Raw genomic sequence first — 25,477 nt, 5'->3', positions numbered from 1 at the left:
CCCGATGCCGGCCAGGGGCACTCGCAGGACCTCGGGACTCAGCCCTTGATCTCCGTCCGGAGTTGTTCGGCCAGCCGCACGGACGCCTCGATCTCTTCCCGCCTGATCGACACGCTTTCGACGTTGATACCGAACGGAACACCAAGGCCGCGGCAGTAGGCCATCAGTTCGGTAGCCGCGGCGAGGGCCAGCTGATAGGACGCTTCGAGGGTGTCGGCCGCGTGCTTGAGGTCGTTCTCCATCCACCGTGGCACGTCGACGCCCAGCCACTGCAGGAAGTCGAGTGTCTTCAACGATCCGCAGACCGAGAAGGTGAAGACGACCGGCACGGGTGTTCGTCCGCGCGCGACGCATTCGTAGTGGTAGTCGGAGACGAGGTTCTTCGCCGCGTTGACGTCGTAAACCACCTGGGTCACGAAGAATCGGCAACCGGCGTCCTGCTTCGCCAGCAGTCGCAGATGTTCGTCGTCCCGGCGGCTGTGCCGCTCCGGAATCGCGACGCCGCCGAGCGGCAAACCGGGGTTGACGTCGCGCCGCAGTGCCTGGGCATCGGCGAGTGAGGTCATGGTGTCGATCTTGCTGGACGAGGCGCCGACGAGAACCGTCATCACGCGCGCCGGGTCCTGGGCCGCCAACCATGTCCGCAGCTCCGACGGCGCGTATTTTCCGACCGCTCGGTAGACGATGACCGGGGTCTGCCAGCTCGTGAAGTTGTCCGCGAGATAGTTCGCGGGGTCGAGGGTCGGCGAGAACGGGAACGGGCGCTGCGCAGGGTTCCTGGCCGCTTCGTCGTCGATGTCGTAGAGGATCAGGCCGTCGAGATCCAGCGGGCGCAAGCGAGCCATGGTGGCGTCGGCGATCTCTTGAACGCGTTCGCGAGCGGTCGCCAAACGCGGTGGCGTCAGGGCGAACAGCAAGAATTCACCCGCGGCGCGGTCGATGCGGCGCACAAGGTCCATGGGAAAACCGTAACCGAAGCGCACATCGTGTTCAGAGGCCGCTCGCCAGCCGCATCACCCAGTAGACGTCGGTGTTCTCGACGGTGCCACCCAGACGGGCGGAGCCGGGGCCTTCGGCGGTGACCGGGGTGTCGGCGCCGGTGTGGTCGTGCGTCGTCCAGTCCACAGTGAACCGAAGCTTCGAACCCGGTACGTCGAAAGGACCGTCCTGGTCAGGGTCGGTGTCGGACGCGTCGTAGTTCTCGATGCTCAACCCGCCCGTTTCGTGGTCGCCACCGATGATCACCAGCGTGTCGGGGTGCGTGCGGACGAACCGCAGGACCTCGGCGACGGTGGCGTCGAGCGACCGGCCCGCGTCGATCACGCCGTGCGCGTTGTTCTCGTGCGACATGCCGTCGGTCCCCTCTTCCTCCAGGAAGAGGAAGAAGCCGCGCGGATTCTTCGAGAGGGTGTCCAGCGCCTTGCGCGCCATCTGCTGGAGCGGCACCCGCGGCGCGTACTTCCCGACGCCGTCGGGGCCGTAGTCGACCATGTCCTCGTTCGCGAACAGGCCGAGGATCCGGTTCGCCCGCGTGGTCCGCAGTTCGTCGCCGTCGCGCACGTAGGTGTAGCCGGTCCGCTGCGCGCGTTCGACCAGGTTGCCGTAGGGACTGCGGCTCTCCTCCCCCGGCTTGTCCGGCCAGAGCCCGGGATTCCCCTGGGGATACCACCAGTCCTCACCGCCGCCGAGCAGGACATCCGGACGGCTGTTCTCGATGTACTGCTTCGCGATGTCGCTCTGCGAGTCCCGGCTGGGCACGTGCGCCGCGAACGCCGCCGGCGACGCGCCCGTCACCTGCGCGGTGGTGACCAGGCCGGTCGACTTCCCCGCCCGCTTCGCCCGTTCGAGAATCGTCTCCAGCGGGCGCCCATGACCGTCCACCCCGACCGCGCCGTTGCGTGTCTTGTGCCCGGTCGCGAGGGCGGTGGCCGCCGCGGCGGAGTCGGTGACGATCTCGTCGGGATCGTCCGAAGCCGTCCGCACGAGCCCGGTGGCCGTGAGCCCGTCCATCGCGAGCCTGCCGTTCTTGCCCTTGAGCGCCAGCCGGAGCAGATCCCGCTGACCGAGGCCGAGGCCGTCGCCCTGGATGTAGATGATGTTGCGCGCCGACCGCGCGCCGGACCCCGCCGTCGTCGTGTCCGCGACGGCGGCCGAGCCACCGCACAGGACCACCAGAACCGTCGCCGCCGCAAGACCACGTCCGCGCACATCGCCTCCAGTTAGTTAGGAACCTTTCCTAACAGAGATCGGAGGCTCGTTCAACCACGCAGAATGCCCGCATCGTGCGCGAGGATCGCGGCCTGGACGCGGTTCGCGCAGCCCAGCTTGGCGAGGATGCGGCTGACGTGGATCTTCACCGTGCCGTTCGATAGCCGCAGCTCCCCCGCGATCTCCGCGTTGCCCAGGCCGCGCCCCACCCGAACCAGGACGTCGAGTTCCCTCGCGGTCAGCGCCTCGATCCGCCGCCTGGCCCGTGCGGCGTTGTCGGCGTCCGCCGCGTCGGCGTCGCGGAACCGGTCGATGACCTGCTTCGCGATCCGCGGTGACAGCACCGCCTCGCCGGCGGCCGCGGACCGCACGGCCTGGATGAGCTGCGCCGGATCGGTGTCCTTGAGCAGGAACCCGGCCGCTCCCGCGCGCAGGGCGCGGGCCACGTAGGCCTCGTCCCCGAACGTGGTGAGCATGATGACCCGCACCTCACGCGCGATCTCCTCGACCGCGGCGAGCCCGTCCGTCCCGGGCATCCGGATGTCCATCAGCGCGACGTCCACGGGCATCCGCCGGACGATGTCGATCGCCTCCGCGCCGTCCGAGGCCTCGGCCACGACGTCGATGTCGCCCGCCTGCTTCAGCAGGAGCCGCGCGCCCGCACGGAGCAGCGGTTCGTCGTCGGCGAGCAGGACCCGGATCATGGCGCCTCCTCCGGTACGGGGACCTCGAACCAGGTCTTCTCCACCAACCCCCGGTCGCCGAAGCAGAACCGGAAGATCGCGGCGGTTTCCGCGTCGGGCGGATCGGCGGCCGCGACGTACACGCAGTAGCTGTCACCGGGTATCGGCGGCTCGTGGCCCTCCGCGGCGGCGTGCGCGGCGGGTTCGTTCGGGCCGAACCACGCCTCGACCTCCTCCGGCGTCATCCCGATCTTCACGCTGGCCAGCGGATCCTCGTGGTCGGCGGGGGTGAGCGGCGGCACGAAGGCGAGCGTGGTCAGCAGCAGCGCGGCGACGGCGGCCAGACCGGTCGTCAGCAGCAGACCGGACTGGATGCGGCCCGGCCGCTCTTCGCCCGTCTCTTCCGCGAGTGGTGCGTTCGCCCGTTTCGGCAGGCCGGCCGTGACGGCGAAGCCGCCTTCCGGATCCGGCCCGGCGGTGAACGTCCCGCCGAGGAGACGGACCCGTTCACGCAGGCCGCCCAGCCCGCGCCCGGTGCCGGGCAGCCGCTCCGCCGCCACCTGCTCGGCGCTGTTGCGCACCACGACCTTCACCAGGTCGTCGCCATGGTCGACGACGACGGTCACCGACGCCCCGGCGGCGTGTTTGTGCACGTTGGTCAGCGCCTCGCGCACCAAGCGGTGCACGGCCCGGCGGACCGGTGGGCGGACGCCGCCGAGGTCGGAGCCTCGCCAGTCGAACGCCACTTCGAGGCCGGCATCGCGCGACGACGACACCAGGCCCTCGATATCGGCCTTCGTACCGGCGGCGTCGGTGGCTTCGGCGGGTTCGGCCGGTTCCCCGCCCGGCCGCAGGATGCCGAGCGACTCCCGCAGTTCTTCGAGCGCGAGTTTGGCCGTCGACCGGACATGCCCGGCCGCCTGCCGCAACTCGGGATCCTTGCCCTCGGCGGCGACCTCCAGCGCGCCGGAGAACATCGTGATGAGGCTGAGCCGGTGCCCGAGCTGGTCGTGCATCTCCTCGGCGAGCCGCGACCGTTCCTCCAGGCGGGCGCGGTCGCGCAGCGCCACCACCAGTCTCGCCTGCTGCGCCTGCATCGCCCCGGCCAGCGCGGGCAGGACGAGACACGAGACCGTCGAAACGGCGATCACCACGAGGACGTACTGCCAGCGGAACGCGGGCTGGGTGAGCAGCACGACCGCGGCAGGCAGCAGCGCGGTGAGACCGAACAGCGGCCACCGCCGCCCCCGGGCCCCCGCCGTATGCGCGACGACCGCGAGCGCGACGCCGGTCGCGGGGAACAGCCCGAACAGCACGGTCGCGGCGAGCAGCGCGGACACCGTGAACCGGCGGCGCAGCAGCACCAGCACGACGGCGCAGGCGATCACGGCGGTCAGCACCGGCACCGACGGCGAGAACACCTCCGGCCAGCCCCATGCGGGCAGCAGATCGGCGAGGAAGACGGTCACGCCCGCGACGAATCCGGCCAGGAGTACCTCGGCGAGCACCGCGCCGAGCCGCCGGTCGAGCATTTTCACGCTCCCAGCATCACACGGGACCGCCGGTACAGCGGGCCGGGGCGGCGGGAATCGTCGAATCGACCAGGTACCGGCTGACCGCATCGTCCACACAGGACGATCCGCCGCCGAAGACGGCGTGCCCGACGTCCTCATTGGACAGAAGCACCGCGGATTTGAGGCTTTCCGGCAGCCGCCGCGCCCAGCCATAGGGTGTCGCGGCGTCCTTCGTGGTCCCGACGAGCAGGATGGGCGGCGCGCCGTCCGCCCGGATCGTCCTGGACGGAGCGGCACCGGTGGGCAGGAAGGCGCAGCCGAGCGCTTCCGTACCGGACGAGAGCCGGGAAACGCGGCGAAGCTCTCGCGCAGCGTCCTCGTACGCCGCCAAATCGGTGGGATGGGTCCGGTCCAGGCAGTTGACGACGGTGAGCGCGTCGGTCGTGTCGGTCGAGGTCTCCGGCTCGTCGGCGGGCTCGTCCGACGAGCCGTCCGAGGGAGCGTCGGCGCCGAGGATGATTTCCGACAGCTCCGCCCAGTCCGCCGGAAAGGTGAGTTTCGCGGAGATCTCCGAACGAAGAGCGCTCCCGTCACCCGCTTTGTCCGCTTTGGCCAGCACTCGGTCCACGGTGGCGAGGATTTCGGTCTCGTCCTGGCCGGGGCACGGTTTGCCGGTCCTCGTGGCACATTGCTTCGCGTAGGTCAGCAGGGTGTCTTCCACGCCCTTCGCCTGCTCGACGGTGTCGGCCCGCCAATCGAGATAGGTGTTGTCGACGCCGTCGAGCACCATGGCGCGGACCTTCTTCGGGAACCGGTCGGCGTACAGCTGGCCGATCCGTGTGCCGTAGGAGTAGCCGAGGTAGGTCAGTTTCTCCTGGCCGGTGACCACCCGAAGGACGTCGAGGTCGCTGACGACGTCGTCGGTGCCCAGGTGCCGCAGCACGTTCTCCCCGGTGTTCTTGAGGCACGCCTCGGCGTACTGCCGGGTGCTCGGAACCTCGGCGCCGATCAGCGGCAGGCCTTCGGGAGCCTTCGAAGCGGGCTCTCCCTCGGTGTCGCAGCGGAGCCGCGGTTCGCTGCCGCCGATCCCCCGCGGATCGAAGCCGACCAGATCGAACCTGGCCCGGACCGGGGCGGGCCAGGTGCCCGCGATGTCCTTCACCATGGCGACGCCGGACTGCCCGGGGCCGCCCGCACCGGCGACGAGCGTGCCGATCCGCTCCCCCGGCCGGGTCGCCGCGGCCTTGATCACCGGCAGCGTGAACTTCGGCCCGTCCGGCCGCCGGTAGTCCACGGGCACGGTCAGCTTCGCGCACTGCAGGGCTTCGCAGGGGCGCCAGTCCAGGGTCTGCCGGTAGAACGACGTCAGCGCCGCCTCGCGCTCCGGTTCGTCCACTTTGGTCACCGGAGCCGGAGTTCCTTGCGATGTGGTACATCCGGCGACGAGCGCGATCGACAGCATCACGCATTTCCAGCTCACTCGTAACTCCTGCCTTCGGGACACCGGACGATCCAACCCCGCGGCCCGCCGTGCGCACGACCCTCGACGGGATGAAAAGGGGCGGCGGTGTCGGCCGCGGGGACTAGGCCGAAAGACATACCCACGAGCGATGAGATCCAGACCACACGATCGGGTCGTGACGATCTTCGCGCGGCTGGGTCTATTGAGTGTGGAAGCGAAGAACTTCCACCGCAGGCAACGGAATCCGAATTGAGGAGATCGCGATGACGAACACCGCCACCACCGCCAAGCCGAACTCGAACTCCACCGCCCCGGCCGAGAACAGCGCGCTCGTCTCCACCCAGGGCGTGACCACGATCGCCGACACCGTCGTCCAGAAGGTCGCGGGCCTCGCGACCCGGGAGATCACCGGTGTCCACGCGCTGGGCGGCGGCGCCGTGCGGGCGTTCAACGCGCTGCGTGAGCGCATCCCGGGTGCCACCGCGTCCGCCGGGCAGGGCGTCTCCGTCGAGGTCGGCGAGCGCCAGGCCGCGGTCGACCTGCAGATCGTCGTCGAATACGGCGTCGCGATCGCTGATCTGGCGAAGTCGGTGCGCCGCAACGTGATCGGCGCGGTCGAGCAGATGACCGGGCTCGAGGTCGTCGAGGTCAACATCAACGTGTCCGACGTGCACATCCCGGGCGACGACGACGCCGACGAGAGCACCGAGTCCGGCCGCGTCCAGTGACCATCGGCGCCGGTCCGCGCCAGACAGCAAGGAGAACGTTCATGAACGCCACCCAACTCGGCCTGTTGACCGGTCTCGTGCTCGGCGTGGCCGGCGCGTTCGGCGGCTTCGGCGCCTTCCTCGTCGTGCTCGTGCTCGCCGCGCTCGGCCTGCTGGTCGGCAGGTTCCTCGACGGCAAGCTCGACCTTTCGGCCCTGGCGGGCCGCGACAGGGGCTGATCGCCATGACGACGATGACCGCCGCCGCGCCCGGAACGGACGGGCGCGGCGGGCTGACCGTGGCCGACGGCGCCGTCGAACGGATCGCCGCGCGGGCGATCACCGAGGTCGACGGCGTCGGCGGCGCGGCCTCCCGGGTGCTCGGGATCGCGGTCGGCGGCGAAGACCTCGACCAGGGCGCCAAGGTGAGCGCGCACGTCACCGGTTCGACGACCACTTTGGACGTCCGGCTTTCGGTGAAGTACCCGCTTTCGGTGCGCGCCACCACCGAGGCCGTGCGCGAGCATCTGATCAGCCGCGTCGGCGGGCTCTCGGGCCTGACCGTCACGCGGGTCGACATCACCGTCACCGCCCTGCATTCCGAGGAGACCGAGACGAGGAGGGTCCGATGAAACGGCGCCCACGCCGCAGCGTCCCGGCCGTGCTGGTCGCCCTCGTGGTGCTCGCCGGCTGTGTCCTGGCCGCCGTCGTCGCGGTCCAGACGATCATCGGGGAGAAACCGTGGATCGGCTACGACGCCATCGCGTCCGCGCTGCACGATCTCCGATGGAGTGATCCCCTTCCGGCGATCGCCGGCGGCGTGGTCGCGCTCCTCGGTCTGCTGCTCCTCGTGAGCGCGGTCGTCCCGGGGAAGCCGACCGTGCTGCCGCTCGAAGGCGGCACGGATTCAGGCGCCTCCCGCCGCAGCTACCGATCGACCCTGCGCACCGCCGCATCCACTGTGGACGGTGTCTCGGCGGCGAAGCTCAAGGTGAAGCGGCGCGCGATCGTCTCGGTGGTGACCACCGGGCGGACGAACACCGCCGGGCTCGCCGACGCCGTCCGCGCCGCCATCGAGCACCGTCTCGCCCAGATCGGCCCCGCCGCCGTTCCCGCCGTGCGGGTCCGGGTCAAGGCCACGAGGAGCGCGTCATGACCGACCTCAACCGTCCCGCCCGGCTGAACCGCACCCTGCTGGTGCTGACCGGGCTCGTGCTGATCGCCGGTGGCGGATTCGCCGTCGGCACCCATTTCGGCCGCATCCCAGTGCTGGATCCCGGCACCACGCTCGTCCCCGGCACCGCCATGCCGCCCGCGTGGGTCTGGTACGCCGTCGCCGGGGGCGCCGTGCTCCTCGGGCTGCTGGCTCTGCGCTGGCTCATCGCGCAGCCCGTCCGCAAACCCAAATCCCACACCTGGCGCTTCGAGCAGGACACCGGCCGGACCGCGCTGGCCGCGAGCACCGCGGTGGACCCCTTCACGGCGGAGGTCGCGACCTATTCCGGCGTCCACGCGGCGCACGCCACGCTCGGCGGCACCCAGGACGCGCCGGTGCTGGCCGTGGTGCTGAGCGCCGAACAGGACGGTGATCTGGCCGCGATCCGTGAACGGATCACCGAGGAGGGCTTGCCGAGGCTGCGTCAGGCACTGGATCTCGACGAGCTTCCGATGACCATCGAGTTCCGCTTTTCCGCGAAGGCCGGGCCCCGCATCCGGTAAAAGGTTTCCGCGGCGGCCTCGCCGGGAAGTCGCGTACCACGACCGAGGAGGAGCATCCGCATGTCCACCGTGACCCGCGCCGCCGACACCGTGCTCGACCGGACCCTGCTCGGGTACGGCAACATCGGCTACCTCCTGCGCCGGACCTGGTGGCCGGAGGACCCCGCGCCGGACGCGCTCGCGGGCAAGGTCGCCGTGGTGACCGGCGCGAAAGCGGGCCTGGGCAAGGCGACGGCCATCGGCCTGGCGAAACTGGGCGCGACCGTGCGCATCGCGATCCGCGGCGACGGTGACGCCGCCCGCGCCGAGATCGAGCGCGCCGTCCCCGGTTCGCGGATCATCGCCGACCACTGCGACGTCAGCCTGATCTCCTCCGTGCGCGACTACGCCAAGAATCTCGACGGCGAGGTCGACGTCCTCGTGCACAACGCCGGGGTCATGCCCGCCGAACGCACGGAAACGGCCGAGGGCAACGAACTCATGCTGGCCACGCATGTACTCGGCCCCCATCTGCTGACCGCGTCGCTCCGGCCGAAGCTCGCCGACGGCGCGAGGGTGATCTGGGTCAGCTCCGGCGGCATGTACGGCCAGCCACTGCGTGCCGACGACCTGCAGTACCGCCGTGACGAGTACAAACCGGCCGCCGGCTACGCCCGCACCAAACGGATGCAGGTGGTGCTCGCCGAACTCTGGGCGGACCGGCTGGACGGTTCCGGCGTCACCGTGCACAGCGCCCATCCCGGCTGGGCCGACACGCCCGGGGTCGCGACCTTCCTGCCGACGTTCCGGAAGCTGACGGGCCCGCTCCTGCGCAACCCGGAGCAGGGCGCGGACACGTTCGTCTGGCTCGCCGCCGCCGAGGAACCCGGCCGGTACAACGGCATGTTCTGGCACGACCGCGTCCAGCGCCCGACCCACTACCTCGGCAAGACCCGGGAAACCGCCGCGCAGCGCCAGGAACTCTGGCAGGCCTGCGAGCGGCTGACCGGTGCTAGGACAGATTCACCATGACGACCGCCGGAACCGTCGGCGCGGGCGAACCTCCGGCCGGTTCCGCGGTGATACCGACCCGGTCGATCCCGCCCGGCAGCTCCGCGAGCACCGGCCGAGTCCGATGTGGACCGTCCGGCGCCAGCAGACCGGCGGAATGCACCCCGCTCGCCCCGATGAGCCACACCTGATACGCCTTGCCCGCCGCCAACGGCGGGAGTTCACCGGCCAGTACCACGATCTTGCCCTGGCTCCGCGAGGTCACGACCGTGGTCGTCCCGGGTTCGGCACCCTTGACCGTCGAGGCGTCCGGCGCGGTGAGCACGGCGTTGACGGACGCCAGCTGCTGTTGCGCGGGGTCGGCTCCCGGGTCGGTGGTCGTGGTGACCAAGCCGAACACCAGCGCTCCGACGGCGGCCGCCGCAGCGCCCCAAAGGGCGACCCGGGTCTTCACGACCCCGCCGCGACGCGCGAGCGAGGGCGGCCACTGACGGGTGTGGGCGACCCGCGTGAGCGTCGCTTCCCGCAGCGTCGGCGGTGGCACGGTGGCCAGCGCCCTTCCGAGCCGCGCGGCGGTCTCCCGGAGCTCCCGGACTTCCTGGCCGCACGCGGGACAACCCCGCAGGTGCCGTTCGAACGCCGCAGCCTCTTCCGCCGGGACGGCGTCCAGGGCGTACGCCCCGGTCAACGTGTGCAGCTCGGCGGTCATTGCCCCACCCCCAGGCAGTCGCGCAGCCGGATCAGGCCGTCGCGGATGCGGGTCTTCACCGTGCCGGGCGCGGTGTCGAGCACCTCCGCGACCTCCGGGTACGTGTAGCCGTTGTAGTAGGCCAGCACCACCGATTCGCGTTGCAGGTCGGTCAGCGCGGACAGGCACTGTCGCACCCGCTGCTGCTCCAGGTTGGTGATCGTCGACTCGGCGACCTCGTCGAAGGGGCGCCTGAAATCGAGCCTGCCCGCGCGGTCGTCCCGGTCGAGCGCGGCCTGATGCGACCGCACCCTGTCCACCGCCCGCCGGTGCGCGATGGTGAGCACCCAGGCCAGCGTGCTCCCCTTGCCCGGTTTGAACCGCGCCGCCGTCCGCCACACCTCCACCAGGACCTCTTGGGTGACCTCCTCGGCGAACGTGCCGTTGCGCACGACCCTGTTCACCACACCCCACACCGGTCCCGCCACGACCTCGTACAGGTCGGCGAACGCCTGTTCGTCGCCGGCCGCGACCCGTTGCATCAAACTCGTCTCGGCGGGCTCCGTTCCGGTGCCGCCGCTTCCGCGCGGACTCGTCCGCACACCCTCGACCATCAAGCTGCCTCCACCTCACCCGACGCCCGGCTACGCGGTTGCCAGGGCGTCCGGGAGGGATTCGGTGCCGAGAGCGGATCGGACTGGTCCGCCGGTCAGGCCTGTTCTTCGAGCACGTCGTCCATTGTGGACTTCAGCTGGCGGAGGAAGCCCTCGAAGCGTTCGATCTCTTCCGGCGGGTACTCCGCCACGAGAGCCGCCAACCCGGCACTGAACGGGCCGAAGAACTCCCGCGCGGGCGCCTGGATGTCGGTGCCGCTGCGCAGGGTCACCACCCGGCGGTCGGTGTTCTCCCTGGTCCGCACCACATAGCCGAGGTTCTCCAGCCGGTTCAGCAGATTCGTGGTCGCGCCGGAGGTCAGGGCGATGCGTTCGCCGAGCCGGGCCGGGGACAGCGGCGAGCCGGTGTCTTCGGCGTAGAGGATCTCCACCAGCGCGGCGGCGTCGGTGGCGTGGAGGCCGAGCCAGTCCGCGAACCGCCGGGTGAACTCGGTGTAGTTCGCCCCGAAACTCCGGAGGCCGTCCAGGAGCGACGCGCTCCGCGCCGCGACATCGTCCGCCATCGCCCCTCCTCGGTTCCGTGCTTTGACAACCTACCGGCCACAAATATACCTTCATGGTGAAGCTACTTTCTCATGAAGGAGTTCCTGTGCTCCCCGATCCGTTCGCCGCGTCGACCCGCGGCATCACCGAACCCGACCCTGTCCGTCCCGCGCTGCGAGCCGCCGGCCCCCTGGTCGAAGTGGCCGCCCCCGAGGGCGGAAGCGCGTGGATCGTCACCGAGGAGAAGCTGGCCCGCGAAGTCCTCTCCGATCCCCGCATCGCCAAGGATCCGGCGCTGGCCCCCGCGGGCTGGACGGCGCTCGAACAGACCGCCGCCGAACAGCCGTCCCTCACCACGCTGGACGGGCCCGAACACACCCGTTTGCGGCGAGCGCACGCCCCGCTGCTGAGCGCCAAACGGATCCAGGCGCAGGCGGACCGGATCCACGGGATCGCGCGGGCTCTGCTGACCGACCTCGGCGGCGAGACCGTCGACCTCATGGACGGGTTCTCCACCCGTTTCCCGCTCACCGTGTTGCTCGATCTGCTCGGCATCCCGCTCCAGCTGCTCGACGCCGCCGTGGACGCCTGCCGCCGCATGTCGGACCCCGAACCGGGTGCCCAGGGCAAGGCCATCGCCGCGATCGCGGACCTCGCCGCCGCGGGGCTGACGCCGAACCGCAACGGGCTCGCGACGGAACTACGCGACAGCCTCCCGGCCGGAACGTCCGAAAAGGACCTGCGGTATCACCTGTTCGCGTTGATCTTCGCCGGGCAGCTGACCACCGACGCCTCGATCGGCTTCCTGATCTCGCGGCTTCTGAACGGGGACAAGGCATCCGTGAACGATCTCGTCCGCGAAACGCTCAAGGACCATCCGCCCGCGCCGTTCACGCTGTGGCGGTTCACCACCGTGGAGCTCGACCTCGCCGGGATCCGGCTCCCCGCCGGGGCGCCGGTGCTCGTCGACATCCAGGGCATCAACACGGATCCGGCGAGGAAACCGGGCCCGGATCTGACTTTCGGCGCGGGGCCGCATTTCTGCGTCGGTGCCCAGCTCGCGCAGCTCGAATTGCGGGCGGTGGCGACAGTGCTGCGCACGGACTTCCCTGAAGCCCGGCTCGCAGTACCGTACGGCGAACTCCGGCAGACGTTCCTCGGTGGCATCCAGGGCACGCGGCTCACGAGCCTGCCGGTACGGCTGCGCGGCTGAACCGGGCCGGGGCGCGAAACCGCCGCCCCGGCCCGAAAGGACCGCTACTTCTTGAAGGTGTCGCGGATCTTGTCCGCCGCGTCGCCGACGGCGTCCTTCACGTTTTCGACGGCGCCCTTGAGACCGGCCTTCGCCTGGTCCGCCTGACCTTCCGCGCGCAGTTCGTCGTTGCCGGTGGCGTCGCCGGCGGCCTCCTTGGCCTTACCGCCGAACTCTTCGGCCTTGTTGCTGATCTTGTCGCCCAAAGACATCGTTCCTCCTCCGGATCGTGCGCCTTACCTCCGAAGGACAAGCGAAGATCAGGATTCGTCACGCACACGGACGGGTGATCGCCCTCACCCGAGCAGAGAGGTCACCGCGGCGGCGAACGCTTCAGGGGCTTCCTGCGGGACGTTGTGGCCGAAACCCGGCAGAACCCGATGCGCGTACGGCCCGGTGAAGTACTCGCGGTCGCCCTCCGCGCTGGGCCCGCCGACGCCGTCGTCCCCGCTTTCCAGCACGACCGACGGCACCGTGATGGCGGGCTCCCGCGCGATCAGGTCTTCGAGCGCCTGATACCGCGGATCGCCCTCCGCCAGCCCGAACCGGTGCCGGTACGAATGGATGACGACGTCGACGAAATCCGGATTGTGGAGACTCCGCGCGCTCGCCGGGAACGCCGCGTCGGCACCGGTCCACGTCGGCGACCAGGTGCGCCACAACAACGCGCACAGCTCGTCGCGGTTCTCCGTCAGCCCTCGGCGGCCGCGCTCGGAATGGAAGTAATACTGGTACCAGTACGTGCGTTCCCATTCCGGCGGCGCCGGTTCCCCGGCGTAAGCGAGATTCTGGACGTTGTAGCCGTCCACCGACACCAGTCCGCGCACCCGTTCGGGCCGGAGCGCGGCCACGATGCACGCCGCGCGGCCGCCCCAGTCGTATCCGGCGACGACGGCGTTCTCCAGCCCTAGCGCGTCCATGAAGTCGAGCAGATCCTGCGCGAGCGCGGCCTGCTGCCCGGAGCGGGGCGTGGCGTCGTCGAGGAACCGTGTCCCCCCGAACCCGCGGAGATACGGGACGTACACCGAGGCACCGCCCGCCGCGAGGACCGCGGCGACCTCGTCGTAAGCGCGGACGTCGTACGGGAACCCGTGCAGCAGGACCACCGGCGGCCCGCCCGCCTCGCCGGCCTGTTCGTATTCGATCTCCAGGACCGGCGTGGTGACGCGCTTCGTCGCCATCAGCCGGACCAGCCGCTCAACCTCGTCAAAAGCCGTTCCAGGACTTCGGGATCGGCGCCGACGGGCTCACCCGAGACGGGTTCGTCCACCAGCGTGCGCCGGTCGCCTCGCCTCGGCAGCCGGACCTGTCCGGCCGACAGGCCGCCGGGCAGCGGCAGTTCACACCAGACGGTCACGCCGCCGGTCGCGCTCGGCGCCACGCCGGTCCGCTCGCCCGGCGCGGGCGTCGGCACCGGAAGCCCGTCCAGTTCGTGGTCGACCTCGATGACCAGCACGTCCGACCGCAGACGCAGTCTCAGCGTAAGGAACGGCGGCTCCTTCGGATCGGCCGCGTCGACCAGCGTGCCCACCAGTCTGGCGGCGGCGGTCTTCGCCTGATCGAGCAACGGCCGCAAGGACCAATCCGACAAGATGAGACGGACGAAGAGCTCGGAACACAACACGGCGTTCGGTTGTGCCACCAGCCGGAGGTCGTCCACCTGGGAAGTGCGCGCGCTCAAACCAAGGCCTTCCTCGTCGACGTGCGAGCGTGCATCATGCCACTCCATCCGGTGAACCCGTCGATCAACCCTTTGGTCCAGTGGAGTGGCACGGGTTTGGCTCTGTCCACGAGGCCAAACAGCGCGCACAGTGGTCGGCGTGAGCATCGCCTTCCTGATCACCACGCTGGTCGTGGTCGCCACGCCCGGCACCGGCGTGGTCTACACCCTTTCCGCCGGGCTGGCCAGGGGAAGACGCGCGAGCGTCCTCGCCGCGACCGCCTGCACCCTCGGCATCATCCCGCATATGATCGCCGCGATCACCGGTCTCGCGGCGCTGCTGCACGCCAGCGCGGTGGCGTTCGAGATCCTGAAGTACCTCGGCGTGGCGTACCTGCTCTACATGGCGTGGTCGACGCTGAAGGACCGGGAAGCCATCGTCGTGGAGGGCGATCCCGAGCCCACGTCGGCGCTGCGGACGATCACCTCCGGTGTGCTGATCAACGTCCTGAACCCGAAGCTGACCCTGTTCTTCTTCGCGTTCCTACCCCAGTTCGTCCCGGCGGGCGAGCCCGGTTCGCTCCCCCGGATGCTGCTGCTGAGCGGGGTGTTCATGCTGGCGACGTTCGTGGTGTTCAGCGTGTACGGCGTCCTCGCCGCCGGCGTGCGGCACCACGTTCTGTCCCGGCCGCGCGTGCTCGCCTGGCTCCGGCGGATCTTCGCCGGTTCCTTCGCCGCGCTCGGCGCCAAACTCGCGTTCACCACCCAGTAGACAGGTCCAGCATGCGACTCCAGCACCACCCGGACATCCGGTCCGCCCACCCCGGCCTCGCCGTCGGCACACTCCAAGCCACCGGGATCACCCCGGACCTGCCGGTCGATCTCGAGAAATTCGTCGCGCGGGCGACGCGGCGGCTCGCCGACGGCCCGGAATCGGAGTTCCCCGAGATCCAGGCGTGGCGGCGGGCGTTCGCCAAGATGGGCCTGAAGCCGACGCAGTACCGCTGCGCGTCGGAGTCCTTGCTGCGCAGGCTGCGGAAGGAAGGCACGCTCCCCCGCATCCATCCGGTGATCGACCTCTGCAACGCGGTGTCGGTCGCCTACGCCATCCCGGTCGCGGTGCTCGACATCGCGAAGATCAGCGGCTCGCTGGAAGTCCGTCACGCGCGCGGCGACGAGAAGTACATGACCTTCGCCGGCACGGTCGAACAGCCGAACGCCGGTGAGGTGATCTTCGCCGACGAGGACGGTCAGGCTCACGCGCGGCGATGGACGAACCGGCAGAGCGGGCACTCCGCGGTCTCCGCGACGACGTCCGACGTGCTGATCGTCTCCGAAGGGCTGCACGCGACGGCGGCGGAGGACGTCCGGCTGCTGATCGAGGCGATCGCGGGCGAACTCTCGGCGGCAGGCATCGTCACGAGGCTTTGAGCGCCTTCTCCAGGCTCGCGCGGGTCATCTTCGACCGGCCCTTGATGTCCCGCTCCCTGGCCAGTTTGTCCAGGTCGGCCTTCGACAGCGAGGAGAGGTCCTTCTTCGCTGCTGGCTTCTTCGCCCCGGACTTCTTCTTGGCCTTTCCGCTCTCCACGCTCTTCGAAAGCGCCTCGAACAGGTCGACGACCTTCGTCGGCTCCCCGGGTTCGGTGGCCGGTGTGATGGTGTCGCCCTTCTTCTTGGCCTTGATCAGCTCCCGGACACGGTCGGTGTAGGTGTCGCGGTACTCCTCGGGCCGCCAGTCGTCGCTCATCGCGTCGATCAGGTTGACGGCCATGTCGAGTTCCTTGCCGCGCGCCTTCGCCTTGCCGGGGAGGTCCGGCAGCTGCTCGGCGGGATCGCGCAGATCGGCCGCGAAATGGAGGGTATTGAGCACCATCACGCCGTCACCGGAACGCACCAGCGCCAGGTATTCGCGGCCACGCATGACGAATTTGGCGATCCCCGCCTTGCCCGACGAGTCCATCGCCTCGAGCAGCAGCGCGTACGGACGCTCGAACTCGTCCTTCGCGGGCGCGAGCCAATAGGTCTTGTCGAAGAACATCGGGTCGATGGCGTCCAGCTCGACGAAGCTCTCGATGTCGAGCGACTTCGACCGGCCTGGCGCGATCTCGTCCAGCTCCTCCGGCTCGACGACGACATACTCGCCGCTGTCGAGCTCGTAACCCTTGACGATGTCTTCGTAGCCGACTTCCTTGCCGGTGCGCTCGTTCACCCGCCGGTACCGGATGCGGTCTTCGGTGCCGCGCTGGAACTGGCGGAAGTGCACCGTATGGTCCTCGACCGCGCTGTACAGGCGGACCGGGACGGTCACCAGACCGAGCGAAAGCGAACCGCTCCAGACCGGGCGCATGGGCACACTCCTCTCCTCCACCGACCTGGTACCCGTGATCGCGGAGGATCACACCTGGTCAGAGACTGAAGGCGAGAGACTGCAGGAGCACGACCCCGAGGAACACGAGGGTGAAGGCGAGATCGAACGCCACCCCACCGGCCCGCACCGGGCGGACCACACGACGGACCGGTGCCAGCACGGGCTCGGTCAGCCGATGAGCGAAGTCGCGGACCCGGAACGCCCAGGCGGGCAGCCGGGTGGCGAGATTGACGGCCCAGTCCAGCACCATCCGGACGATGAGCACGATCAGGAACAGGGTGAGCAGGACACCTGCGATATCACCAAGAGCACTCATGACGGCACACTCCTCTTCAGACCAGTGTGCCGTGCTCGGCTGGGAACAACCTGTGACGCGGAGAAGGGGCTACCAGGGCGGTTGGCCACCCCCAGTACGAAGGCCAACCGCCGCGGAGCCCCTACACGCGGTTCGGCGCGCTGCCCCGTCGCGCCGAGCCGCAGCTGTACCTTCAGCTTTCCAAGGGCCTGCATCGGAATTACATCGGCTCTCCACCCCCGGACATCCGCGCAGTTCAGGGGCCGCGGGGCGTAGAATCGGGAAGGTTTCAGGGCAGGCCTGCGCACGCCCGTTAGGCCGAATGCAGTACGGCGCGCCCCGCGCCGACCTGGCTGGAGGCCGAAGCGGTGGGCTAGGGTGCCGATCAGCCGGCGAACGGACTGGAGGTAGTGCGTGAGCACGCTCACGGCCTCGGACGACATAGTCGCATATGACCGCTGATCGTTTACCCGATTCGGCGGGATCGCCTCGAACCACTGTCCAGAGTTCCCAGCTCGGCTTCTCCGTTCTCGGTCCGCTCGAAGCCGAAGTCGACGGTGTCCCCGTCCGGCTGGGTGGACGCCGCGAACAGCGTCTTCTCGCCGCTCTGCTGATCAACGCGGGCCGGCTGGTCCCGGTTTCGTACCTGGTCGGCACGATGTGGCCCGAAAATCCGCCGAAGACCGCTGTCCGCCAGGTCAGCAACGCGATCGCGCGGCTCCGGCACGACCTCGGGGTGGCCCGGTCCGCCGTGGTCACCACCGGCTCTGCGTACCGCGTCGTCATCAGCAGCGCCTCGCTCGACTCGGTCCGCTTCGAAGCCGACTACAACCAGGGCGCCGAACTCCTCGCGGCCGGGCTGATCTCCCAGGCGGCCGCCAAACTGGCCGACGCGCTCGCGCTCTGGCGCGGCCCGGCGTTCGACGGTCTCGAAGGCGATGCCATCGAGCAGACAGCGCGACGCCTCGACGAAGAACGCCTCGCCGCCAGTGAACTCCTCATCGGCGCCAGGCTCCGGCTCGGCGAGACCGAGGCGGCGGCTCGCGAGGCCTTCGACCTCGCCGCCTGGCATCCCACCCGCGAGACCCTGCAATGTCTCACCATGCTGGCGCTCTACCGGGCAGGCCGTGGCGCCGACGCGCTCCGGACGTTCGACCGGACCAGGACCGCGCTCGCCGAGGAGCTCGGCGTCGACCCCAGCGCCGAGCTGAGCGCGCTCCACCAGCAGATCCTGCGCGCCGACGCCGAGCTGATGGAGGACGGCGCCCTCGTCCGGTACGGCGTCGGCGGGCTCCGGGCGGGGATGGACACCGGCGGGCGACGCGAGGACGCAGACGCGCAGAAGGCGCTCTTCCCCCGGCCCGCGCAGCTTCCCGCGGACCTCCCCGCGTTCGGCGGCCGCGCCACCGAACTGCGGACCGTCCTCGAAATCGGCCAGGACGATTCCATGGCGGGGCCGCGGCTGATCGCGATCGACGGCATGCCCGGTGTCGGGAAGACCGCGCTGGCCGTCCACGCCGCGCACCGGCTCGCCCCGTTGTTCCCGGACGGGCAGCTGTTCGTGAACCTCGAAGGGTTCTCGCCCGCCGGAGACCCCGTCGATCCGGGGACCGCGCTCGAGGCGCTGCTGCGGTCGCTCGGCATCCAGGGTTCGGACATCCCCGCCGGGACCGAGCAGCGCGCGGCGCTGTTCCGCAGCTGCCTCGCCGGCAAACGTGTGCTCCTGGTGCTGGACAACGCCATCGGGGCGACGCAGGTGAGTCCGCTGCTGCCCGGCGCGGCGAGCTGCTGCGTGCTGATCACCAGCCGGACCCGGCTCGTGGACCTCGACGGCGCCGAACTGCTCTCGCTGGAACCGTTCAGCCGGGCCGACGCGGTGGATCTGCTCGGCCGGATCGTCGGGCCCTCCCGGTTGAAGCGGGAGTCCCCGGACGCGGCCGATCAGGTCGCGAGCCTGTGCGGCGATCTCCCGCTCGCGCTGGCCGTCACGGCGAGCAGGCTGCGCGCGCGGGCGTCGTGGACGCTCGACTTCGTCGCCAGGCAGCTGCGCGACGAGCGGAACCGGTTCGGCGAGCTCACCGCCGGCGAACGCGACGTCGCGGGCGCGTTCCGAGTGTCCTATCTGAACTTGACCGAGACCGAACGGCGGGTGTTCCGCCGGTTGAGCCACCATCCCGGTGCGGCGTTCGATCTGCACTCGACGGCGGCCTTGGCCGAGGTCGACCTCGCCGAGGCCCGACGGCTCGCCGAACGCCTCGTCGACGTGAACCTCCTGCGTCAGCCGTCGATGGACCGCTACGAGATGCACGACCTCCTCCGCAGCTACGGTCGCGAACTCCTGCTCGCCGAGGAGCCCGAGCACCAGCGCGAGGCGATGATGCGGCGGCTGTTCGACTACTACCGCAACACCGTCGCGGCCGCGATGGACTTCATCGACCCGGATTCCGAGGAGGAACCGGGCGGCCTCGAAGTGCCGAAGAGCGAGTTCGGACAGTCCTTCGCCGACTACGACCAGGCCGCGCACTGGATGGACGCGCAATGGCAGAACGTGCTGCCGGTGGCCGTCGCGATGAACAACCATCAGCAGTACTCGGACCTCGTGCCCTTCTGCTCGGCGGTGTGGCGTTACTTCGACAACCGCGGCTACTACCGGCAGGCCAGGGAGCTGGAGACCCTCGCCCTGTCCGCCGCGCGGGTCACCGGGAACGTCGTCCTCGAGTACCAGGCCCTGCACATGTACGCGCTGACCCTGTGGCGGCTCAACGAGTTCACCGAGGCGAACCGGCTGTTCAACGAGGTGTTCGAACTGGCCGCGACCACCGGCGACATCCGGATGCAGTGCCGGGCCAGGGGCAACTCGGGGGTCACCCACTGGCTCAAGGGCGAGTCGGACGAGGCGATCGAACACCTCGGCTGGGTCCGGGAGACCGCCCACGCGCACGGCAGCGTGCTCATCGAAGCCCGCGCCAGGCACCGGATCGGGCTGATCCACACCGAGAACAGGCGCTATCCCGAAGCCGCCGAGGAACTCGACCAGGCACTGCGACTGGCGCAGGAGAACGAATCGCCCGATCTCGAGGCGGAATGCTTTCTCGCCCTCGGTATCAATTCACGCGGACTCGGTGACGGCGCGCTCGCGGTCAGTCAGTTGACGACCGCGGTGGAAGTGCTGGAATCGACCGGGAATCGCAGCATGCTGCCCATCGCCCACAAGGAGATGGCGTTCGCGTTCGACATTCTCGGTGAGCGACTGAATGCGGACCGTCATCGCCGGTTCGCATTGCGCCTCTACACCGATCTCGGCATTTCGGAGTCGCCCGAGGTTCGCGAACTCAAACAGCGCCTGAACGATTACTCGGCGTAATTAGCCGTTCTGCTCCGGTACTCTGTTGGCGTAGGTATATTCGCTTGACCGGAGTAACCGTTCACGGAGAGGATCAACGGCATGCACGATGAGGACGACGACGAGTTCTTGTACGAGCTCGAAGCGGAGTACAAGGCACAGAGCACCTGGGGCGGGTTCGAGCCGCCGCCGCACGGCGGGCCTCCTTTCCGCTCGCGACGCTGAATCACCTGACGTATTCGGAAAGTATTTACTGGGGACTGGGGCACAAGACATTCGATGCTGGTCAGGGTTTCCTCATGCGGAACGCTCTATTGGTCCGATGGTGACGTCGTCTGGGACGATCACCTCGGACATCGCCAGCTGAAACTCGCCGATGGAACCGAACGCGTCCTGCGATGGTTCAGTTCTTGGCGAGAACCGGAATCGGTCCGCGATGCGGATGAGAATCCCGAGATCGGGGAAAGGCTCGTCCGTATCGCGCGAGCGATGATCCGGTACGAAGTGCTGGTGGTCAAAGGTTCTCACCGGCAACAACGAGAAGAAGAGATCCTTCGGGATTGGGGCCCTTGGGGAACGTCCGCGCGGGCGTTTCACTTCGGCACGCGTTCGTTGCGCGAGACCGAGTTCACCACCAGCGAAACGACGGCGAAAACCTTGCTGGAGAAGGCGAAGGTCAGCCCTCCGCCTTCTCCGGTGAGGCCAACGGGTGAACACCACACGATCGCGTTGCCCGAACCGTCACCGGAACCACTGAACACCATCGGGCTGGGCGAGGCGCTGAGCCGGCGCAGAAGCGTTCGTGAGTTCGGTGAAGAACCCTTGCGGCTGCGCGATTTGAGCGCGCTTCTCACCGCGGCGAGGCCGACGAGGCCGGAAACGCATCCCGACATCCCCGCCACCGGGAACGTCTTCAAGACGAGCCCGTCGGGCGGGGCGCGGCACCCGACAGAGGTGTACGTCTACGCGAGGAACGTCGAGGACCTGGCCAGGGGCGTCTATCACTACGACGGCTTCCGGCACGGCCTCACGCCGCTGGACGGCAAGATCGACGACGACCAGCTGATCGCGCTCGCCGGCGACCAGCAGTGGACCGGGAACGCCGGCGCGCTGCTGATCTACACGAGCGTCATCGAGCGGAACCAGTGGAAGTACCCGGTGAGCCGCACGTATCGCGTGCTGCTGATGGACGTCGGCCACCTCAGCCAAACCGTGTACCTGCTGGCGACCGCGCTGGGCCTGAACGTCACGTTCACCGCCGCGCTTCGCGACGAACTGGTCGAGGACCTCCTCGGATGTGATCCGGCGAACGAGCTGGTGCTCGGTATGTCGGTGGTGGGTAATCGCTTGTGATGGCAGGTGGTTGGTTTCGGCGGTGAGGCGTGGCCGGATTTCGGCGACGGCGAGCCGTAGTGGCTTCCTAGGTAGAGGCAGCTTCGGCCCAGTGCGCTGTGATGGCGGTCCTCGATCGACCCGTGGCCGTATTTCGGCGACGAAGCCAGAACGTCGCGTTCTTCCGAGGGCCGCGCCGTTTCCGTTTTCCGGCGACGGCTCAGAACGGTGGCGCTTCCTCGTCGCGAGGTTCATGCAGCGGCGGAGGCGAGCTGTCGTAACTCCGGCCCGTAGGCGTCGTGATCGTCAGGGTCCCATCAGAACCCAGCCGATAGTTCCAGCCGGGTTCGTCTTTCAGCCGGTGATCACGGCGGCATAGATCGATCAGCTCGGTATCCGCGGTATGACCACCGTGTTGCCACGGCAGCGAATGATCGAGGTCGCAGGCCTGCGCCACACGATGACACCCGGGTCTTCGGCACTCACGGTCCCGCACCCGGACGAATTCGTCGAGACCGGCGGTGGGCCGATACCGATCCCGCCCAAGGTCGAGAACCTGCCCCGAGAGCGGGTCCGTGATGATCCGCCGCAACACCGTATTCGACCCGCCGGCGATCTCCCGCGCCAACGACGCCGGGATATGCCCATGCCCGGCCATCTCGGCGGGATCATCGTTCAACCCGAGGTAGGTGTTCAGGTCCATGTAGAGGAACACCTCCGACCGTTCACTCTTCCCGCCCTGACCACCCAGCAAAAGATCAAGAGCGACGTCAGCACGTAGCTGGTCCAGGGTGCGGGTCTCCCCACCGGCCCGCAGGGCGCGGGCTTCACGGTCGATCCGCGTATAGGCGGCGGCCACCTTCTCCACCGGCCCGTCTTCGACTTCGATGGACGCCACCCCGGTCTCACCCTGCCGGATCGATAGGCGACGCCCGCCACGATTCCGCTCCACACGACGAGCCGCCCCCTCACGATCGGCCATCATCGCCGCGTGATTCGCCGCCTTCCGGATCTGATCCGAATTCCGGCCCGGCAACCGATCCTCCAGCACCGCGTCCACCGCACGAGCATCCTCGTCCGACAGCCAGGCAGTGGCCGCAGCGACCTTCATCGCCCCATAACCACCCACCTTCCCGGCATCCAGGAGTCCCAGTGTGCGTGGCAGGCGGGTGGTCAGCGCCTGAGCGGCGGACACCAGCCCGGCGGCGTGTCCGTCCACAACGGACAGAGCGAACGCGACCTCCTGCACCACACTCGAAGCACCGTCACGATGACGACTCAACCGACCCAAAGCACGGAACCGAACAGCCTCCAGCCGCGCGATCCCCTCCGACGCCACGACGGCGACATCCACAGCATCGTTGTCCCCCAACGAATCCAGCGAAGCATTAACCTCCCGCAAAACTTCCGACGAGGTGATTTCCTTCAAACGCGCCACAGCGGCGTTGAGAGTGTCCACCCGCAGAACGTACAACCGACCACCGACAGTTTCCGGCGCCAAGAGCGTCGGCAACACCCGCTAAACGATCCCCGAAGCCAAAAACTGCGGCACAGCAACACCATCGACTTGTTCAGCCAGCCAAAGATCCCCCTCCGCAACGGAAATCGCCCCCACTCGGACAGCAACCTCCACCAGCCCACGAAGGAACGGCTCCCCACTGAGAAACCCGACGACACCCTCCACCTCGACGTCACGAAAACCGCATCCGTCGAGTAGCCGCCGAAACCCGCGCGCGATCCGGGGCGCGGCGACCTCCGAAGCCCGAGCACGCACGATCTCCCGCGTCAATGCCGGATAGGAGGAGTCGATCATCAGCCCTTCCCAGTCGGGCCCGGACAAGACGATCCGTCCACCTGGGACCAGGACCCGCCGCGCCTCCGCGAGAGCGAGCTCCGGCTCCGCCAGTTCATGGAACACCTTGTCCGCCCGGTAGCCCGCGAACCCGCCGTCCACCGGCAGCGCGTAGGCGTCGCCGAGCAGGAAATCCCCTTCAGGCCACCGTCGGTGGGCCTCGTCGATCATCTCGGCCGAAAGGTCGGCGCCGACAGCGCGGAAACCCCGCGCCGACAACTCCGAGACGGCCAGTCCGGCACCGCAACCGACGTCGATCACCGCGGCGCCGGGTTCGAGCCGGAGCAGGTCATAGGTCCGGGCCCGCAGTTCGGCGGCTCCCGGCAGGGCATCGGCGGCGTCAAGCCGCTGCAACATGGACATACCCCGGATCGTCCGACTTAATGGCGACATGAAGTCAAGCACCTTGAGCGTCGGTGAGGTCGCGGAGCGCTTCGGCCTGGCGACGCACGTCCTGCGGCATTGGGAATCCGTAGGCCTCCTCAAGCCCGCGCGTGCGGGCGATCGGCGGCGGTACGACGACAACGACGTCTACCGGATCGCGATCATCCTGCGCGCGAAGGAGGCGGGACTGAGCCTTGACGGCATCCGTGAGATGTTCCAGAAACCCCGCGAGCGCGAAGCGATCCTCAAGGAGCACAAGCGAGAACTCGAGCGGCGTATCGCGGCCGCACAGGCCTCGCTCGCGATCGTCGACTGCGCTCTCGGGTGCGAGCACGACGACTTCACCCAGTGCGCGCACTTCCGGGAGGCGGTGGCACGGGCCGGTTGATCCGGGCCCGTGCCACCGTCCCACTCAGCCGAGCAGCGCGCGCATCTCGGTGATCTCGGCCTGCTGACCGTCGATCACCTTCTGCGCCAAGGCCTTCACTTCGGCGTTACTACCCTGCTGCAGCGCGGTCTTCGCCATCTCGAGCGCGCCTTCGTGATGTTTGACCATCATCTCCAGCCACTGCTTGTCGAAGGCGGCGTCCTTGGCCTTGCCGAGTTTCGCGAGATCGTCCTCGGTCATCATGCCGGCCGCGGAGCCGTGCCCGGAGTGCTCACCCGACGGCGCCACTCCCCAGCCCTTCAACAATCCGTTCAGCTGCTGGATCTCCGGATCCTGCGCCTTCTGGATCCGGGCGGCGAGGTCGACGACCTTCGCGTTGCGGGTGCGGCCGTCGACGAGTTTCGCCATCGCGAGCGCCTGTTCGTGGTGCGGGATCATCCCTTGCGCGAACGTGACGTCGGCCTGGTTGTGGCCGGCCTGCTGAGGGTCCGGCGCCTTCACCGTGGACATGTCGTGCCCGGTGGAAGCGGTGTCGGAACTGGCGCATCCGGTGAGCACGGCGAAGGAGGCCAGAGCGGCGAGCGCCGCTCCGACCAGTTTCCTGCTGGTCATGGTTTCTTCCTCGAATCGGTTTCGGGCAGGGCGGGACGAACCCGCCTGTCACACCCGCAACACGCAAAGGAAGGACAACTTCTCCGGTACCGGTCTCCAGCGCGGCGGATCACGGCCGGAGGCCGAACCTGCCGCCCGCCGCGACTTCCACGTCGTCACCGTCCGTCCATTGCGGACGAGCAGCCAGGTGACGATCAGCAGTACTCCCGCGGCGAGCACCGCGAGGCACAGATGCAGTCCATTGTGTCCACCGTCGTCGTGCGAAGGCGTGTCCGCGCAACACGGATCCGCCATCGCGACGGCGGAATGCCCCGTGCCGTGGCCGGACTCGGCCACGACGTGGTGCATGCCGACGAGCCCCAGCGCCACGACGCACAGCAGCAGCCACCGCAGAGCCGCCGGGCACGAGGACTGGGTCACGGCTCCACCGTAGCCGGATTCAGTGCGCCGCCGGACGGTGGGGTTTCGCCGCCGAATGCAGTGCCGGGATGTCGCGATCGATGTGGTCGGCGTGGAACAGCGCCTGCGCGAGCAGGCCGCGGACGTGATCGTTGGCCGCCGAGTAGTAGACGAACGTTCCCTCACGCCGCCCCTTCACCAGGCCCGCGAGCCGCAGTTTCGCGAGGTGCTGGCTGACCGCCGTCGGCGCCGCGCCCGCCAGCTCCGCGAGACAGGCGACCGAGGACTCGCCCTGCAGAAGCGCCCAGAGGACCTTCACCCTCGTCGGATCCGCGAGCAGCCGGAACGTCTCCGCGGCCAGGTGGACCTGCTCCTCGGTGGGCATCTCGAAATCCGGAACCGACTCGTGCATGCCAGGAGGATAGCCGCTATCCTTCTGCCTGCGTACCTGCATGACTGCGCAGG

Annotated in this window: 31 protein-coding genes; 13 read left to right on the top strand and 18 right to left on the bottom strand. The window is 69.0% G+C overall.

Annotated elements, in window-relative coordinates:
* Positions 1 to 38: 38 nt before the first annotated feature.
* Genes AMK34_RS38050 through AMK34_RS38030 form a run of 5 tightly spaced genes read right to left on the bottom strand, consistent with a single transcriptional unit; the run spans position 39 to position 5,810 of the window.
* The gene (locus AMK34_RS38050) at positions 39 to 959 is read right to left on the bottom strand and encodes a methylenetetrahydrofolate reductase (RefSeq protein ID WP_038510641.1); all 921 of its coding nucleotides are present in this window, start codon (positions 957 to 959) and stop codon (positions 39 to 41) included.
* Positions 960 to 990: 31 nt separating this feature from the next.
* Positions 991 to 2,208, bottom strand: coding sequence for an alkaline phosphatase (locus AMK34_RS38045; RefSeq protein WP_038510638.1), 1,218 nt, complete (start codon positions 2,206 to 2,208; stop codon positions 991 to 993).
* Between the two features lie 50 nt (positions 2,209 to 2,258).
* Entirely contained in the window at positions 2,259 to 2,912 is a 654-nt protein-coding gene (locus AMK34_RS38040) for a response regulator (RefSeq protein ID WP_073848581.1), read from the bottom strand.
* Positions 2,909 to 4,423: a sensor histidine kinase gene (locus AMK34_RS38035; RefSeq protein WP_073848579.1), complete on the bottom strand. Its 1,515-nt coding sequence runs from the start codon at positions 4,421 to 4,423 to the stop codon at positions 2,909 to 2,911. Before AMK34_RS38035 ends, AMK34_RS38040 begins: the two co-directional genes overlap by 4 nt.
* 16 nt (positions 4,424 to 4,439) lie before the next feature.
* Positions 4,440 to 5,810 (bottom strand): alpha/beta hydrolase, encoded by a 1,371-nt coding sequence (locus AMK34_RS38030; RefSeq protein ID WP_143202740.1) that lies wholly within the window; start codon positions 5,808 to 5,810, stop codon positions 4,440 to 4,442.
* A 320-nt stretch (positions 5,811 to 6,130) separates the two neighbouring features.
* On the opposite strand from AMK34_RS38030, the gene AMK34_RS38025 reads away from it, so the two are divergent.
* The 6 genes from AMK34_RS38025 to AMK34_RS38005 are packed head-to-tail and all read left to right on the top strand — an operon-like array spanning position 6,131 to position 9,303.
* On the top strand, positions 6,131 to 6,595 hold the full coding sequence (locus AMK34_RS38025) for an Asp23/Gls24 family envelope stress response protein (protein WP_038510629.1): 465 nt from the start codon (positions 6,131 to 6,133) through the stop codon (positions 6,593 to 6,595).
* Positions 6,596 to 6,636: 41 nt separating this feature from the next.
* Positions 6,637 to 6,813, top strand: a complete 177-nt coding sequence (locus AMK34_RS43325) for a hypothetical protein (RefSeq protein ID WP_016335849.1) — start codon at positions 6,637 to 6,639, stop codon at positions 6,811 to 6,813.
* A 5-nt stretch (positions 6,814 to 6,818) separates the two neighbouring features.
* Positions 6,819 to 7,205 (top strand): Asp23/Gls24 family envelope stress response protein, encoded by a 387-nt coding sequence (locus AMK34_RS38020; protein ID WP_073848576.1) that lies wholly within the window; start codon positions 6,819 to 6,821, stop codon positions 7,203 to 7,205.
* The gene (locus AMK34_RS38015; protein WP_073848575.1) at positions 7,202 to 7,729 is read left to right on the top strand and encodes a DUF6286 domain-containing protein; all 528 of its coding nucleotides are present in this window, start codon (positions 7,202 to 7,204) and stop codon (positions 7,727 to 7,729) included. The genes AMK34_RS38020 and AMK34_RS38015 overlap by 4 nt, the downstream gene beginning before the upstream one ends.
* Complete coding sequence (locus AMK34_RS38010; RefSeq protein WP_038510621.1) at positions 7,726 to 8,292, top strand: hypothetical protein; 567 nt, start codon at positions 7,726 to 7,728, stop codon at positions 8,290 to 8,292. Before AMK34_RS38015 ends, AMK34_RS38010 begins: the two co-directional genes overlap by 4 nt.
* A gap of 60 nt (positions 8,293 to 8,352) precedes the next feature.
* The gene (locus tag AMK34_RS38005) at positions 8,353 to 9,303 is read left to right on the top strand and encodes an SDR family NAD(P)-dependent oxidoreductase (protein ID WP_073848574.1); all 951 of its coding nucleotides are present in this window, start codon (positions 8,353 to 8,355) and stop codon (positions 9,301 to 9,303) included.
* Here the strand turns inward: AMK34_RS38005 and AMK34_RS38000 are convergent.
* From AMK34_RS38000 to AMK34_RS37990, 3 genes are all read right to left on the bottom strand, one after another.
* Positions 9,284 to 9,991: an anti-sigma factor gene (locus tag AMK34_RS38000; protein WP_073848572.1), complete on the bottom strand. Its 708-nt coding sequence runs from the start codon at positions 9,989 to 9,991 to the stop codon at positions 9,284 to 9,286. The genes AMK34_RS38005 and AMK34_RS38000 overlap by 20 nt on opposite strands.
* On the bottom strand, positions 9,988 to 10,584 hold the full coding sequence (sigK, locus tag AMK34_RS37995) for an ECF RNA polymerase sigma factor SigK (RefSeq protein ID WP_073848570.1): 597 nt from the start codon (positions 10,582 to 10,584) through the stop codon (positions 9,988 to 9,990). The genes AMK34_RS38000 and sigK overlap by 4 nt, the downstream gene beginning before the upstream one ends.
* A gap of 95 nt (positions 10,585 to 10,679) precedes the next feature.
* Positions 10,680 to 11,147, bottom strand: coding sequence for a MarR family winged helix-turn-helix transcriptional regulator (locus AMK34_RS37990; RefSeq protein WP_073848568.1), 468 nt, complete (start codon positions 11,145 to 11,147; stop codon positions 10,680 to 10,682).
* Between the two features lie 86 nt (positions 11,148 to 11,233).
* Here AMK34_RS37990 and AMK34_RS37985 point away from each other — a divergent pair, with 86 nt between their 5' ends.
* Complete coding sequence (locus AMK34_RS37985; RefSeq protein WP_073848567.1) at positions 11,234 to 12,340, top strand: cytochrome P450; 1,107 nt, start codon at positions 11,234 to 11,236, stop codon at positions 12,338 to 12,340.
* 44 nt (positions 12,341 to 12,384) lie between these two features.
* On the opposite strand, the gene AMK34_RS37980 is transcribed toward AMK34_RS37985, so the two are convergent.
* The 3 genes from AMK34_RS37980 to AMK34_RS37970 all read right to left on the bottom strand — a co-directional run bounded on the left by AMK34_RS37980 (position 12,385) and on the right by AMK34_RS37970 (position 14,060).
* Positions 12,385 to 12,591: a CsbD family protein gene (locus tag AMK34_RS37980; protein WP_016335858.1), complete on the bottom strand. Its 207-nt coding sequence runs from the start codon at positions 12,589 to 12,591 to the stop codon at positions 12,385 to 12,387.
* An 84-nt stretch (positions 12,592 to 12,675) separates the two neighbouring features.
* A complete protein-coding gene (locus AMK34_RS37975; RefSeq protein ID WP_073848566.1) occupies positions 12,676 to 13,560 on the bottom strand; it encodes an alpha/beta fold hydrolase in 885 nt (294 codons plus the stop codon).
* A complete protein-coding gene (locus AMK34_RS37970) occupies positions 13,560 to 14,060 on the bottom strand; it encodes a hypothetical protein (RefSeq protein WP_037344996.1) in 501 nt (166 codons plus the stop codon). Before AMK34_RS37970 ends, AMK34_RS37975 begins: the two co-directional genes overlap by 1 nt.
* Before the next feature lie 139 nt (positions 14,061 to 14,199).
* On the opposite strand from AMK34_RS37970, the gene AMK34_RS37965 reads away from it, so the two are divergent.
* Together AMK34_RS37965 and AMK34_RS37960 are read left to right on the top strand one after the other, a co-directional pair.
* On the top strand, positions 14,200 to 14,811 hold the full coding sequence (locus AMK34_RS37965) for a LysE family translocator (protein ID WP_038522853.1): 612 nt from the start codon (positions 14,200 to 14,202) through the stop codon (positions 14,809 to 14,811).
* Between the two features lie 11 nt (positions 14,812 to 14,822).
* Positions 14,823 to 15,470: a B3/B4 domain-containing protein gene (locus AMK34_RS37960; RefSeq protein ID WP_073848565.1), complete on the top strand. Its 648-nt coding sequence runs from the start codon at positions 14,823 to 14,825 to the stop codon at positions 15,468 to 15,470.
* Here AMK34_RS37960 and ku read toward each other — a convergent pair.
* Both ku and AMK34_RS37950 read right to left on the bottom strand, forming a co-directional pair.
* A complete protein-coding gene (gene ku, locus AMK34_RS37955; protein WP_038510597.1) occupies positions 15,457 to 16,386 on the bottom strand; it encodes a non-homologous end joining protein Ku in 930 nt (309 codons plus the stop codon). The genes AMK34_RS37960 and ku overlap by 14 nt on opposite strands.
* A 58-nt stretch (positions 16,387 to 16,444) precedes the next feature.
* A complete protein-coding gene (locus tag AMK34_RS37950; protein ID WP_073848564.1) occupies positions 16,445 to 16,723 on the bottom strand; it encodes a YggT family protein in 279 nt (92 codons plus the stop codon).
* 430 nt (positions 16,724 to 17,153) lie between these two features.
* Here AMK34_RS37950 and AMK34_RS37945 point away from each other — a divergent pair, with 430 nt between their 5' ends.
* From AMK34_RS37945 to AMK34_RS37940, 3 genes are all read left to right on the top strand, one after another.
* Positions 17,154 to 20,066, top strand: coding sequence for an AfsR/SARP family transcriptional regulator (locus tag AMK34_RS37945; RefSeq protein ID WP_073848563.1), 2,913 nt, complete (start codon positions 17,154 to 17,156; stop codon positions 20,064 to 20,066).
* A gap of 81 nt (positions 20,067 to 20,147) precedes the next feature.
* On the top strand, positions 20,148 to 20,270 hold the full coding sequence (locus tag AMK34_RS43805) for a hypothetical protein (protein WP_255432121.1): 123 nt from the start codon (positions 20,148 to 20,150) through the stop codon (positions 20,268 to 20,270).
* Positions 20,271 to 20,534: 264 nt separating this feature from the next.
* The gene (locus tag AMK34_RS37940) at positions 20,535 to 21,398 is read left to right on the top strand and encodes a SagB/ThcOx family dehydrogenase (protein ID WP_241832953.1); all 864 of its coding nucleotides are present in this window, start codon (positions 20,535 to 20,537) and stop codon (positions 21,396 to 21,398) included.
* A 199-nt stretch (positions 21,399 to 21,597) separates the two neighbouring features.
* On the opposite strand, the gene AMK34_RS37935 is transcribed toward AMK34_RS37940, so the two are convergent.
* The gene (locus AMK34_RS37935) at positions 21,598 to 22,836 is read right to left on the bottom strand and encodes an HNH endonuclease signature motif containing protein (protein WP_241832952.1); all 1,239 of its coding nucleotides are present in this window, start codon (positions 22,834 to 22,836) and stop codon (positions 21,598 to 21,600) included.
* A gap of 60 nt (positions 22,837 to 22,896) precedes the next feature.
* Complete coding sequence (locus AMK34_RS37930; protein WP_073848560.1) at positions 22,897 to 23,592, bottom strand: methyltransferase domain-containing protein; 696 nt, start codon at positions 23,590 to 23,592, stop codon at positions 22,897 to 22,899.
* Between the two features lie 28 nt (positions 23,593 to 23,620).
* Here AMK34_RS37930 and AMK34_RS37925 point away from each other — a divergent pair, with 28 nt between their 5' ends.
* The gene (locus AMK34_RS37925) at positions 23,621 to 24,001 is read left to right on the top strand and encodes a helix-turn-helix domain-containing protein (protein ID WP_038510583.1); all 381 of its coding nucleotides are present in this window, start codon (positions 23,621 to 23,623) and stop codon (positions 23,999 to 24,001) included.
* Between the two features lie 24 nt (positions 24,002 to 24,025).
* Here AMK34_RS37925 and AMK34_RS37920 read toward each other — a convergent pair whose 3' ends face one another.
* The 3 genes from AMK34_RS37920 to AMK34_RS37910 are packed head-to-tail and all read right to left on the bottom strand — an operon-like array spanning position 24,026 to position 25,424.
* Positions 24,026 to 24,613 (bottom strand): DUF305 domain-containing protein, encoded by a 588-nt coding sequence (locus AMK34_RS37920; RefSeq protein ID WP_073848559.1) that lies wholly within the window; start codon positions 24,611 to 24,613, stop codon positions 24,026 to 24,028.
* A 48-nt stretch (positions 24,614 to 24,661) separates the two neighbouring features.
* Positions 24,662 to 25,033, bottom strand: coding sequence for a DUF6153 family protein (locus AMK34_RS37915; RefSeq protein ID WP_073848557.1), 372 nt, complete (start codon positions 25,031 to 25,033; stop codon positions 24,662 to 24,664).
* 19 nt (positions 25,034 to 25,052) lie between these two features.
* Positions 25,053 to 25,424, bottom strand: a complete 372-nt coding sequence (locus AMK34_RS37910) for an ArsR/SmtB family transcription factor (RefSeq protein ID WP_037344985.1) — start codon at positions 25,422 to 25,424, stop codon at positions 25,053 to 25,055.
* Positions 25,425 to 25,477: the final 53 nt, after the last annotated feature.

The organism is Amycolatopsis sp. CB00013 (assembly GCF_001905755.1).
Classification (GTDB): Bacteria; Actinomycetota; Actinomycetes; order Mycobacteriales; family Pseudonocardiaceae; genus Amycolatopsis; species Amycolatopsis japonica.
Note: the sequence above shows the minus strand (reverse complement) of the source record. Positions and strands in the feature narration are given on the sequence as shown.

What these genes read in the sequence shown, in the direction of transcription:
- AMK34_RS38050 (WP_038510641.1), bottom strand. Translation starts at nt 959, where the DNA reads ATGGACCTTGTGCGCCGCATCGACCGCGCCGCGGGTGAATTCTTGCTG.
- AMK34_RS38040 (WP_073848581.1), bottom strand. Translation starts at nt 2,912, where the DNA reads ATGATCCGGGTCCTGCTCGCCGACGACGAACCGCTGCTCCGTGCGGGC.
- AMK34_RS38035 (WP_073848579.1), bottom strand. Translation starts at nt 4,423, where the DNA reads ATGCTCGACCGGCGGCTCGGCGCGGTGCTCGCCGAGGTACTCCTGGCC.
- AMK34_RS38025 (WP_038510629.1), top strand. Translation starts at nt 6,131, where the DNA reads ATGACGAACACCGCCACCACCGCCAAGCCGAACTCGAACTCCACCGCC.
- AMK34_RS43325 (WP_016335849.1), top strand. Translation starts at nt 6,637, where the DNA reads ATGAACGCCACCCAACTCGGCCTGTTGACCGGTCTCGTGCTCGGCGTG.
- AMK34_RS38020 (WP_073848576.1), top strand. Translation starts at nt 6,819, where the DNA reads ATGACGACGATGACCGCCGCCGCGCCCGGAACGGACGGGCGCGGCGGG.
- AMK34_RS38015 (WP_073848575.1), top strand. Translation starts at nt 7,202, where the DNA reads ATGAAACGGCGCCCACGCCGCAGCGTCCCGGCCGTGCTGGTCGCCCTC.
- AMK34_RS38010 (WP_038510621.1), top strand. Translation starts at nt 7,726, where the DNA reads ATGACCGACCTCAACCGTCCCGCCCGGCTGAACCGCACCCTGCTGGTG.
- AMK34_RS38005 (WP_073848574.1), top strand. Translation starts at nt 8,353, where the DNA reads ATGTCCACCGTGACCCGCGCCGCCGACACCGTGCTCGACCGGACCCTG.
- AMK34_RS38000 (WP_073848572.1), bottom strand. Translation starts at nt 9,991, where the DNA reads ATGACCGCCGAGCTGCACACGTTGACCGGGGCGTACGCCCTGGACGCC.
- sigK (WP_073848570.1), bottom strand. Translation starts at nt 10,584, where the DNA reads ATGGTCGAGGGTGTGCGGACGAGTCCGCGCGGAAGCGGCGGCACCGGA.
- AMK34_RS37990 (WP_073848568.1), bottom strand. Translation starts at nt 11,147, where the DNA reads ATGGCGGACGATGTCGCGGCGCGGAGCGCGTCGCTCCTGGACGGCCTC.
- AMK34_RS37980 (WP_016335858.1), bottom strand. Translation starts at nt 12,591, where the DNA reads ATGTCTTTGGGCGACAAGATCAGCAACAAGGCCGAAGAGTTCGGCGGT.
- AMK34_RS37975 (WP_073848566.1), bottom strand. Translation starts at nt 13,560, where the DNA reads ATGGCGACGAAGCGCGTCACCACGCCGGTCCTGGAGATCGAATACGAA.
- AMK34_RS37960 (WP_073848565.1), top strand. Translation starts at nt 14,823, where the DNA reads ATGCGACTCCAGCACCACCCGGACATCCGGTCCGCCCACCCCGGCCTC.
- ku (WP_038510597.1), bottom strand. Translation starts at nt 16,386, where the DNA reads ATGCGCCCGGTCTGGAGCGGTTCGCTTTCGCTCGGTCTGGTGACCGTC.
- AMK34_RS37950 (WP_073848564.1), bottom strand. Translation starts at nt 16,723, where the DNA reads ATGAGTGCTCTTGGTGATATCGCAGGTGTCCTGCTCACCCTGTTCCTG.
- AMK34_RS37945 (WP_073848563.1), top strand. Translation starts at nt 17,154, where the DNA reads ATGACCGCTGATCGTTTACCCGATTCGGCGGGATCGCCTCGAACCACT.
- AMK34_RS43805 (WP_255432121.1), top strand. Translation starts at nt 20,148, where the DNA reads ATGCACGATGAGGACGACGACGAGTTCTTGTACGAGCTCGAAGCGGAG.
- AMK34_RS37940 (WP_241832953.1), top strand. Translation starts at nt 20,535, where the DNA reads ATGATCCGGTACGAAGTGCTGGTGGTCAAAGGTTCTCACCGGCAACAA.
- AMK34_RS37930 (WP_073848560.1), bottom strand. Translation starts at nt 23,592, where the DNA reads ATGTCCATGTTGCAGCGGCTTGACGCCGCCGATGCCCTGCCGGGAGCC.
- AMK34_RS37925 (WP_038510583.1), top strand. Translation starts at nt 23,621, where the DNA reads ATGAAGTCAAGCACCTTGAGCGTCGGTGAGGTCGCGGAGCGCTTCGGC.
- AMK34_RS37920 (WP_073848559.1), bottom strand. Translation starts at nt 24,613, where the DNA reads ATGACCAGCAGGAAACTGGTCGGAGCGGCGCTCGCCGCTCTGGCCTCC.
- AMK34_RS37910 (WP_037344985.1), bottom strand. Translation starts at nt 25,424, where the DNA reads ATGCACGAGTCGGTTCCGGATTTCGAGATGCCCACCGAGGAGCAGGTC.